Source organism: Synechococcus sp. H55.11, assembly GCF_047462475.1.
Classification (GTDB): Bacteria; Cyanobacteriota; Cyanobacteriia; order Thermostichales; family Thermostichaceae; genus Thermostichus.
In genome coordinates this window covers 1-7424 of sequence record NZ_JANSJI010000075.1, presented here as the reverse complement: position 1 = coordinate 7424, position 7424 = coordinate 1, and the positions used below count along the sequence as shown (strand labels likewise).

Below are 7424 nucleotides of genomic sequence, written 5' to 3'. Positions count from 1 at the left end.
GCTCCGTACCGCTTAGCGGTCGGAGTCGGGTAGTTTACTGCAGCCGCTCCAGCACATAGTCCACCATTTGAAACAGAGCCCGGCGGGCTACAGAATCCGGGAGCACTTCCAGCGCCTCGGCGGCCTGACGGGCATAGTCTCGCGCCAACTGACGAGAGCGTGGGATCCCTTCGCTTTGATACACCCACTCTAGGGCCTGCTTCAGGTCTTGCGGGTTGGACAGTTCCCTGAGAATGAGCTCCCGCATCTGGGGAAATTCCTCTAAGGCGAATAAAACGGGTGCGGTGAGGTTGCCCTGGATGAGGTCGGATCCCACCGGCTTGCCGAGCATCTCTGCCGAAGCGGTGAAGTCCAGCAGATCGTCAACGATCTGAAAGGCAATGCCCAGATCCCGCCCAAAATCGAATAGCCGATCCGCCACCTCCTCGCTCACCCCACTCAGCAGACCGGCAGCCTTGGAACTGCCGGACATCAGGGAGGCCGTTTTGTAGAAGCTCTTGGCCAGGTAGTCCTCCATCGACACATCCGGGTTGAAGCGGGTAAGGCTCTGACGCACCTCTCCTTCTGGCAGATCCATGATCACCTTGGAAAGGAGCTTCACCACTTCCAGATTGTCCAGACTGGCCAAATACCAGGCAGCCTGACCGAAGAGGTAATCCCCCGCCAGCACGGCTATCCGATTGTCGAAGAGGGTGTTTACCGTGTCGATTCCTCGTCGCACGTCGGCAGCATCGATGACATCATCGTGTACCAAGCTGGCCGTGTGGATCATCTCGGTAATCTCTGCCAAGCGCCAGTGGCGGGGTGTGATCTCCCCATCGGGAGTGGTGGCACGGGCAATGAGGAGCACAATGGCTGGCCGGATCCCTTTCCCACCTGCCGAAAACAGATGCTCGGCAGCCATAGCCAGAATGGGGTGCTTGGCGCTAACCAACCGCGTCAGGTTCTGGCGTAAACGCTCCAGATCCGCTTCTACAGGGCCAAAGGGGGAGAGCACAGAGGTCATGGAGCCAGCGTATGAGAGGTTTTACAAAATTTCATATCTTTTCTTATTGTAGAGTACCCTATCGTTCCCAGGGAAAACCAAGCAGTATTATGCAAGCAGTCTTCTGCCCTTTTTATGTCCGATCCTGTCCTTCCACTTGGCGCTCGCTCCGTTCCACCGCTCCCTTCAGAACCCGATTGGGAGGAGGAGTGGGAGTTGGCGCTGGAAAAGCCGCCCCTGTCTGGGCGGGCCCAGCCTCACCATCATGATCCTCAGTCACGGCGCAAGTTGATCAACCGCTTGGCGCGCATCGAGGGGCACGTTCACGGGATCCGCTCCATGATCGAGCAGGATCAACCTTGTCCAGATGTGCTGCTACAAATTGCCGCCGTCAAGGGGGCGCTGGATCGGGTGGCGCGGCTGATCCTGGACGATCACATCCGCCATTGCATCCGCCACGCCATCGAGACCGGCAATATCGAAGTGGAGCTGGAAGAGCTGCAACGGGCCCTGGATCGCTTTATCGGCTAGGTTGCGATGGCCAGATGTCTGGGCTGAACCTGAAAGGCTCCCTGGCTTGGTTGGGGGAAACACCAAGCCGGGGTGTTGATGCGGTTGCCAAGGCCGGCTGTTCTGGCTGATGCTATCTAATGCTATTCGGTAGCTGGATCTCCCTGAGAAGGCTGGGCGTAGCGCTCTAGCAAGCCCCTGTTCTTCAGTTGCCATTGCAGGCCCATGAAGGCACAGTTCAGGAACTCGTCGATCTCCTCCCGGCTGAACTGCATGGCCTTGCCGATCTCAAAAATGAGCGCCTCCTCCTTTTCTGTCAGCTCGTTGTTGACCACCGCCATTGTTGTCAGATCCCGCAGGATCAAGGCCCCGGCTGCGTTGTGCAGAGGCGGGATCCCGCTGAGGTCTAGGGTTGCGTCTGTTTTCTCGGCCAGATAGGTTTGGGCCACCTGTTCTTCAATGCCCATCCCTTCGGCAATTTGCAGGAAAAAGTTGGTTTCCTCTTCGTCCAACTGGCCGTCCACTCGGGCCACCGCGATCAGGGCTTTGAGGTAGAGCTGGCGCTGCTCATCTGTCAAGTCGGCGTAGTTGACCATGGGGGGTGTTGCTGAGTGTGGGTTTCCTCTTCAACTTTGCCATGAAGAGCGCCGCCCGGCGTCGGTTTGGCTCTTTTTCAGCCAAGGAAAAAATCGACTAAAATAGAGAGCCTGTGTCTGCCCAGATTTCCGGTAGGGGATCGGGGTGGCGGGCACGGGTTTGATTTTGGTTTTTCTCTAACCACCCTTCACAGCTTGCGGAGCAACCCTAAGGAGCAGATACCCCATGGTCAAATTGCGGCTCAAGCGCTACGGAAAAAAACGGCAACCCAGCTATCGCATCATCGCCATCGAAAGTAAAAGCCGTCGCGAGGCCCGTCCGCTGGAGGAATTGGGCTACTACAACCCGCGCACCAAAGAGACGGTTTTGGAGACGGCGGGCCTGCTCAAATGGTTGCGTTGTGGCGCTCAGCCCACGGAGACCGTGGAGGGTCTTCTCAAAAAGGCCGGCATCTACGAGATGCTGAAAGCAGGAGAAGGCGGAGTGGTTGCCTCGATTCGCATCCCGGCCATCGCCAAGCCTGAAGCTGGGATCCCTGAGCCAACAGAAGAACCTGCTACGGAAGCTCCTGAACCCGATGCAGAGCCGGCTGTGGCAGAGGCTGGATCCCTGCCAGAATCGAGCCACCAAGAATCTGCAATTGAAGAGCCACGGGTCGAAGAAGCAGCCAAAGCCTAGGATAAGGACTTCGTCCCGCTGACGCCATCGGTTAACCTTTTGGCTATAGGCTCGGCTTGAACCCGTTTTTCCTTGCCAGACGCCCATGCCAGACTACAAAGCCCTTGTCCATCTTTTGATCGAGCCGTTGCTCAGCTCATCTGGGCTGCAGATGGACGTGGAAACCACCTGTGGCGGGCGCAAGGTATGGCTGCGGCTGGCCTTTGACCCTAAGGATCGCGGGCGGGTATTCGGGCGCGGCGGGCGCACTCTGCAGGCGATTCGGCAGGTGATGATGGCGGCAGCCCAGTTGGCGGGCCAGTCTTTGTACATCGACATCTACGGCGAGGCAGGAGAGCGGGAATGAGCCAGATCCTCACCTTTTTGGGTAAGGGGGGCACAGGCCGGAGCACGTTGGCGGTGGCAGCAGCGCGGGCAGCAGCCCAACAGGGGCGGCGAGTGCTGTTGGTGGGCCATCAGGCGGGGCCGGCGCTGGAGATGCTCTTGGGCGGGATCCCACTTGCCGGGGAGCCGGTGACCATTGCTGCCAATTTGAGCGTGGTGCAGTTGCGCACAACTCAGCTTCTGGAACAACACTGGACGGCGGCCAAAGAGCTGGAAGCCCGATATGTGCGCACTCCCTTTTTCCGGGAGATCTACGGTCAGGAGCTGGGGGTGTTGCCGGGCATGGATCAGGCGCTGGCCCTGGAAGCGCTGCGCCGCTACGATGCCAGCGGCCAATACGACTGCATTCTCTACGATGGGCCGGGGGATCTGACCACCTTGCGGGCTTTTGGCATCCCGGAGGTGGCCAGCTGGTACTGGCGGCGGGCTTCCCAGGCTTTTCTGGGATCCGACTTGGCCAAAACCCTGCGCCCTTTTGCCGAGCCGTTGCTGCGGTCGGTCAGCACCGTGGAGTTCTCGTCTTTAGAGGATCTGTCGAATCGGCTGGGGGGGATGACCAACATTTTCGAGCAGGGGCGGCAGGCCATCGCCGATCCGCGCCGCGTGTTGGCCCACCTGGTGACCACCCCGGATCCGATGGCCGTCCAAACCGCCCGTTACCTCTGGGGCAGCGCTCAGATGGTGGGGCTGACGGTGGGCGGCCTCTGGGTCACCCCTCTGGCTCCGGGCGAGGTCTCGGCTGCCGATTTTTTCCCCTTGACCGTACGCACACTTCCCCTGCGTCAAGGATCCGATTGGTCAGCTTTGGAGGCAGCGGTGGGGGGCATATTCGCCGTGCCGGATGTGCCGCCGCCCGTGGCCATCGACGAGGGAGCGCGTACAGTCAAGCTGTTTATTCCCGGCTTCAGCAAGGCCCAGATCGAGCTGAGCCAGTCGGGCCCGGAGCTGACCATCACCGCCGGGGATCAGCGGCGCAATTTGTTCTTGCCTCCCAGCCTGGCGGGTCGGCAGGTGGCCGGGGCCAAGTTTCAAGAACCCTTCTTGGTCATCAGCTTCGGCTAGGCCATCACGCCAGCGGAGGAGAAGGCGATGTTGGCCAAACGGATCATTCCCTGTCTGGATGTGGCGGCGGGGCGGGTGGTCAAAGGGATCCAGTTTGTGCAGTTGCGCGATGCCGGGGATCCGGTGGAGCTGGCCCAGGCTTATGATCGGGCGGGGGCGGACGAGCTGGTCTTTCTGGACATCACCGCTACCCACGAGGAGCGGGAGATTTTGCTGGAGGTGGTGCAGCGCACGGCGGAGCAGGTGTTCATCCCCCTCACGGTGGGAGGTGGGATCCGCGATGTGGAAGGGATCCGGCAACTGTTGCGGGCCGGGGCCGACAAGGTAAGCCTCAACTCGGCGGCAGTCCGGGATCCGGATCTGGTCACCCAGGCCAGCCGTCAGTTTGGATCCCAGTGCATCGTGGTGGCTATCGACGCCCGCGCCAAACCAGGGGGATGGGAAGTGTACGTGCGCGGGGGGAGGGAGCCGACGGGGCTGGACGTGGTGGAGTGGGCCAAAACCGTGGCCGAGCGAGGGGCAGGGGAGATCTTGCTCACCAGCATGGACGCCGACGGCACCCAAGCGGGCTACGACCTGGAGCTGACCCGCCGCGTGGCCGAGGCGGTGGCGGTACCGGTGATCGCCTCAGGGGGGGCGGGAGACTGTGCCCACATCCGCCAAGCTCTGCAGGAGGGGGGGGCAGAGGCAGCCCTGTTGGCTTCTCTGTTGCACTACGGCCAGTTGACGATTGCCCAGATCAAAGCCGATTTGGCCGCCCACGGCATTCCGGTGCGCTGCTAAATCTTGGGGGGTTGCCCATGCAGGATCTGGCCGATCTCTTGCCCCATGTCAGCCGCCTTGCAGAAGCAGCCGGGCAGGCCATTCTGGAGATCTATCGGCAAGAGCAGATCCAAGTCAGGGACAAGACCGACTTCTCCCCCCTCACTGAAGCAGATCTGGCCGCCCACCACCTGATCCTGCGGGGCCTGCAAGATCTAACTCCGGGGATCCCCGTGCTGTCGGAAGAATGCGGCGGGATCCCCTATTCGGAGCGGCAACAGTGGCGGCAGTTCTGGCTGGTGGATCCCCTAGATGGCACGCGCGAGTTTATCGGGCGCAACGGCCAGTTCACGGTCAACATCGCCCTCGTCGAGGCGGGGATCCCCATCTTAGGCGTCGTCCATGCCCCGGCTCTCGGCCTTACCTACAGGGCAGCGCAAGGGCTGGGGGCCTACAAAGGCAAAGAGCCCATCCGGGCCCGCCCCCCCGCCCAGGCTCCTCTGCAGGTGGTGGCCAGCCGTTCCCACCGCAGCCCGGAGACGGAGCAATTCCTGGAGCGGCTGCGACGGCGCTACGGTTCTCTCGAAGTCAAGTCTGTGGGTAGCGCCCTCAAGTTTTGCCTGGTGGCCGAGGGATCCGCCCATCTCTACCCCCGCTTTGGCCCCACCCTGGAATGGGATACCGCCGCCGCCCACTGTATCGTCGAGCAGGCGGGGGGAAGTGTCACGAACTTGCAAGGGGATCCCTTGCGCTACAACAAACCAGAGCTGCACAACCCGCCCTTTGTAGCAGCTGCCGAAGGCGTTACCCAACTGTGGCAGGAGCTGGTTCCCTAGAAAGCCTACATGCCCATCTCGGTCGGGTTAAAGCCATCCGGGAACTTCGTGTACTCGTCGTAAAGGGCGCCACGGAAGTGGGTGTTGGTGATGATGGCTCCGCGCAGATCGGCGCCAATGCGCAGATCGGCCCGGTTCAGCTCTGCTTCGCTAAGGTCAGCCCTGAGCAACTTAGCCCGGTAGAGGTTGGCCCCCCGCAGATCCGCCTTCACCAACTTAGCTCCGATTAGGTTCACCCGTCGCAGCTTGGCTCCGCGCAGGTCGGCTCCGGAGAGATCCGCCCCTGCCAAATCCGCCTCGCGCAGATCCGCCCCACTCAAATCGGCATCCCGCAGAATGATGCCCCTCAAGTTCGCACCGCTCAACTGGGCTCCGCTCAAGTTGGAGCCAGAGAAATCCCGCTGGCCAGACGCATAAGCCTGCAACAGTTGCTTGGCATCTAAAAGAGGCTTGATACTCGCTGTTGTCATCGCTGTTGGTTCTCTCGCAAAAACGCAGGAAGGCTACCTTAACCCAAGCTCCCCCCCCTGCCAGAAGCAGGCCGAGAGCTCTTCTGGGCTAGCTTACCACTCTGTGTCCCCCCGGTAAGGACACCCCAACCCACCTAAGCCAAGAGGAAACATGCCCCAGGAACTCAGGCAGACACGGCCTCCCATTGTTCAAAGCTGGTCGATTTCGCGGCGCAGATTTTCCAACTCCGCATCTACCTCGCTTTCAGCCGAGGCAGCAGATTGGGCTTGCGGCAAAACTTTCCGCTCTCCGGCGGGCAATTGGCCCTGCATCGCCGCTTTCAGCATCATCAGCTCGTGATCGACATCCGACCCACCTGCTTCCAAAGCGGCAAACTGGTTCTCCAAGTTGTCCACCGCCAGCTCCGCCACCGCCGCCGACTGAGCTTCCAGGGAGTTCACCTTCTCCTCCATGCGCTCGAAAGCCGCGAAGGCACTGGTGGCGTCCACCCGTCCGATGACCTGGTTAATTTGTTGAGAAGCCTTGGCAGCGCGGGCCCGGGCGATGAGCATATCTTTCTTGGTCTTGGCCTCGGCGATTTTGCTCTCCAGCTTGGTCATGTTGGCCTTTAAGACCTCCACCTGCTTGGTCTGCTCATCCAACTGCCGCTTCAGGCTCTGGGCAGTTTCGGCAAAGGTTTTCTTGCGCACCAGCGCTTCGCGGGCCAGGGCTTCGTTGTTGTTGCGCAGGGCCAACTCGGCCCGTCTTTGCCACTCGTCAACGTTCTGCTGCGCTTGCTCATACTGCCGCTCGATCCGCTTCTGGGCAGCAATGGCCTGGGCAACCGCTTGCCGCATTTGGTAGTGATCCTCCGACATGTCCTGAATGGTTTGGTTCAGGATTTTCTCCGGATCTTCGGCGCTGCTGACCAGCGCGTTGATATTGGATCTGATGATTCGGCTGACCCGATCGAACAATCCCATCGGTTGTTTCCCCCTCTAGCAGTCTGACCTAATGCTACCCTTGCCGTTCCGGTGCCTTCCAGTGCTTCTACCCCAGTATAGGGATCCCTGGCCGAGATCCGAGGAAATGGGTCAGAGGGGATCCTGCCCCAGCCTTTATGTCTTATCCCCGGATCTCGGTGGATTGCACCGGACTAC

General features: G+C 60.7%; 9 protein-coding genes and 1 pseudogene. 6 read left to right on the top strand and 4 right to left on the bottom strand.

Translation table 11 applies throughout. The annotated features are described in order from the left end of the window. Positions 1–34: 34 nt before the first annotated feature. Entirely contained in the window at positions 35–1006 is a 972-nt protein-coding gene (sds, locus tag NW853_RS03305; RefSeq protein ID WP_414347741.1) for a solanesyl diphosphate synthase, read from the bottom strand. Positions 1007–1120: 114 nt separating this feature from the next. Here sds and NW853_RS03300 point away from each other — a divergent pair, with 114 nt between their 5' ends. Beyond that, the gene (locus tag NW853_RS03300) at positions 1121–1516 is read left to right on the top strand and encodes a metal-sensing transcriptional repressor (protein ID WP_414335804.1); all 396 of its coding nucleotides are present in this window, start codon (positions 1121–1123) and stop codon (positions 1514–1516) included. Between the two features lie 122 nt (positions 1517–1638). Here NW853_RS03300 and NW853_RS03295 read toward each other — a convergent pair whose 3' ends face one another. Next, a complete protein-coding gene (locus NW853_RS03295; RefSeq protein ID WP_414335802.1) occupies positions 1639–2091 on the bottom strand; it encodes a TerB family tellurite resistance protein in 453 nt (150 codons plus the stop codon). 226 nt (positions 2092–2317) lie between these two features. Between NW853_RS03295 and rpsP the strand changes: the two are divergent. From rpsP to cysQ, 5 genes and pseudogenes are all read left to right on the top strand, one after another. Next, a pseudogene (rpsP, locus tag NW853_RS03290) lies at positions 2318–2563 on the top strand (30S ribosomal protein S16); the annotation flags it as partial. A gap of 292 nt (positions 2564–2855) precedes the next feature. Then, positions 2856–3116: a KH domain-containing protein gene (locus NW853_RS03285; protein WP_414335800.1), complete on the top strand. Its 261-nt coding sequence runs from the start codon at positions 2856–2858 to the stop codon at positions 3114–3116. Then, entirely contained in the window at positions 3113–4216 is a 1104-nt protein-coding gene (locus tag NW853_RS03280) for an ArsA family ATPase (RefSeq protein WP_414347738.1), read from the top strand. Before NW853_RS03285 ends, NW853_RS03280 begins: the two co-directional genes overlap by 4 nt. 27 nt (positions 4217–4243) lie before the next feature. Beyond that, positions 4244–4999, top strand: coding sequence for an imidazole glycerol phosphate synthase subunit HisF (gene hisF / locus NW853_RS03275; RefSeq protein WP_414335796.1), 756 nt, complete (start codon positions 4244–4246; stop codon positions 4997–4999). A 17-nt stretch (positions 5000–5016) separates the two neighbouring features. Next, complete coding sequence (gene cysQ, locus NW853_RS03270) at positions 5017–5814, top strand: 3'(2'),5'-bisphosphate nucleotidase CysQ (RefSeq protein ID WP_414335794.1); 798 nt, start codon at positions 5017–5019, stop codon at positions 5812–5814. Positions 5815–5819: 5 nt separating this feature from the next. On the opposite strand, the gene NW853_RS03265 is transcribed toward cysQ, so the two are convergent. Both NW853_RS03265 and NW853_RS03260 read right to left on the bottom strand, forming a co-directional pair. Then, positions 5820–6284, bottom strand: coding sequence for a pentapeptide repeat-containing protein (locus NW853_RS03265; RefSeq protein ID WP_414335792.1), 465 nt, complete (start codon positions 6282–6284; stop codon positions 5820–5822). A gap of 189 nt (positions 6285–6473) precedes the next feature. Further along, on the bottom strand, positions 6474–7247 hold the full coding sequence (locus NW853_RS03260; protein WP_414335790.1) for a PspA/IM30 family protein: 774 nt from the start codon (positions 7245–7247) through the stop codon (positions 6474–6476). Positions 7248–7424 lie beyond the last annotated feature (177 nt).

Bases quoted from the DNA above. Each gene is read 5' to 3' on its own strand.
- sds (WP_414347741.1), bottom strand. From the start codon at position 1,006: ATGACCTCTGTGCTCTCCCCCTTTGGCCCTGTAGAAGCGGATCTGGAG.
- NW853_RS03300 (WP_414335804.1), top strand. From the start codon at position 1,121: ATGTCCGATCCTGTCCTTCCACTTGGCGCTCGCTCCGTTCCACCGCTC.
- NW853_RS03295 (WP_414335802.1), bottom strand. From the start codon at position 2,091: ATGGTCAACTACGCCGACTTGACAGATGAGCAGCGCCAGCTCTACCTC.
- NW853_RS03285 (WP_414335800.1), top strand. From the start codon at position 2,856: ATGCCAGACTACAAAGCCCTTGTCCATCTTTTGATCGAGCCGTTGCTC.
- NW853_RS03280 (WP_414347738.1), top strand. From the start codon at position 3,113: ATGAGCCAGATCCTCACCTTTTTGGGTAAGGGGGGCACAGGCCGGAGC.
- hisF (WP_414335796.1), top strand. From the start codon at position 4,244: ATGTTGGCCAAACGGATCATTCCCTGTCTGGATGTGGCGGCGGGGCGG.
- cysQ (WP_414335794.1), top strand. From the start codon at position 5,017: ATGCAGGATCTGGCCGATCTCTTGCCCCATGTCAGCCGCCTTGCAGAA.
- NW853_RS03265 (WP_414335792.1), bottom strand. From the start codon at position 6,284: ATGACAACAGCGAGTATCAAGCCTCTTTTAGATGCCAAGCAACTGTTG.
- NW853_RS03260 (WP_414335790.1), bottom strand. From the start codon at position 7,247: ATGGGATTGTTCGATCGGGTCAGCCGAATCATCAGATCCAATATCAAC.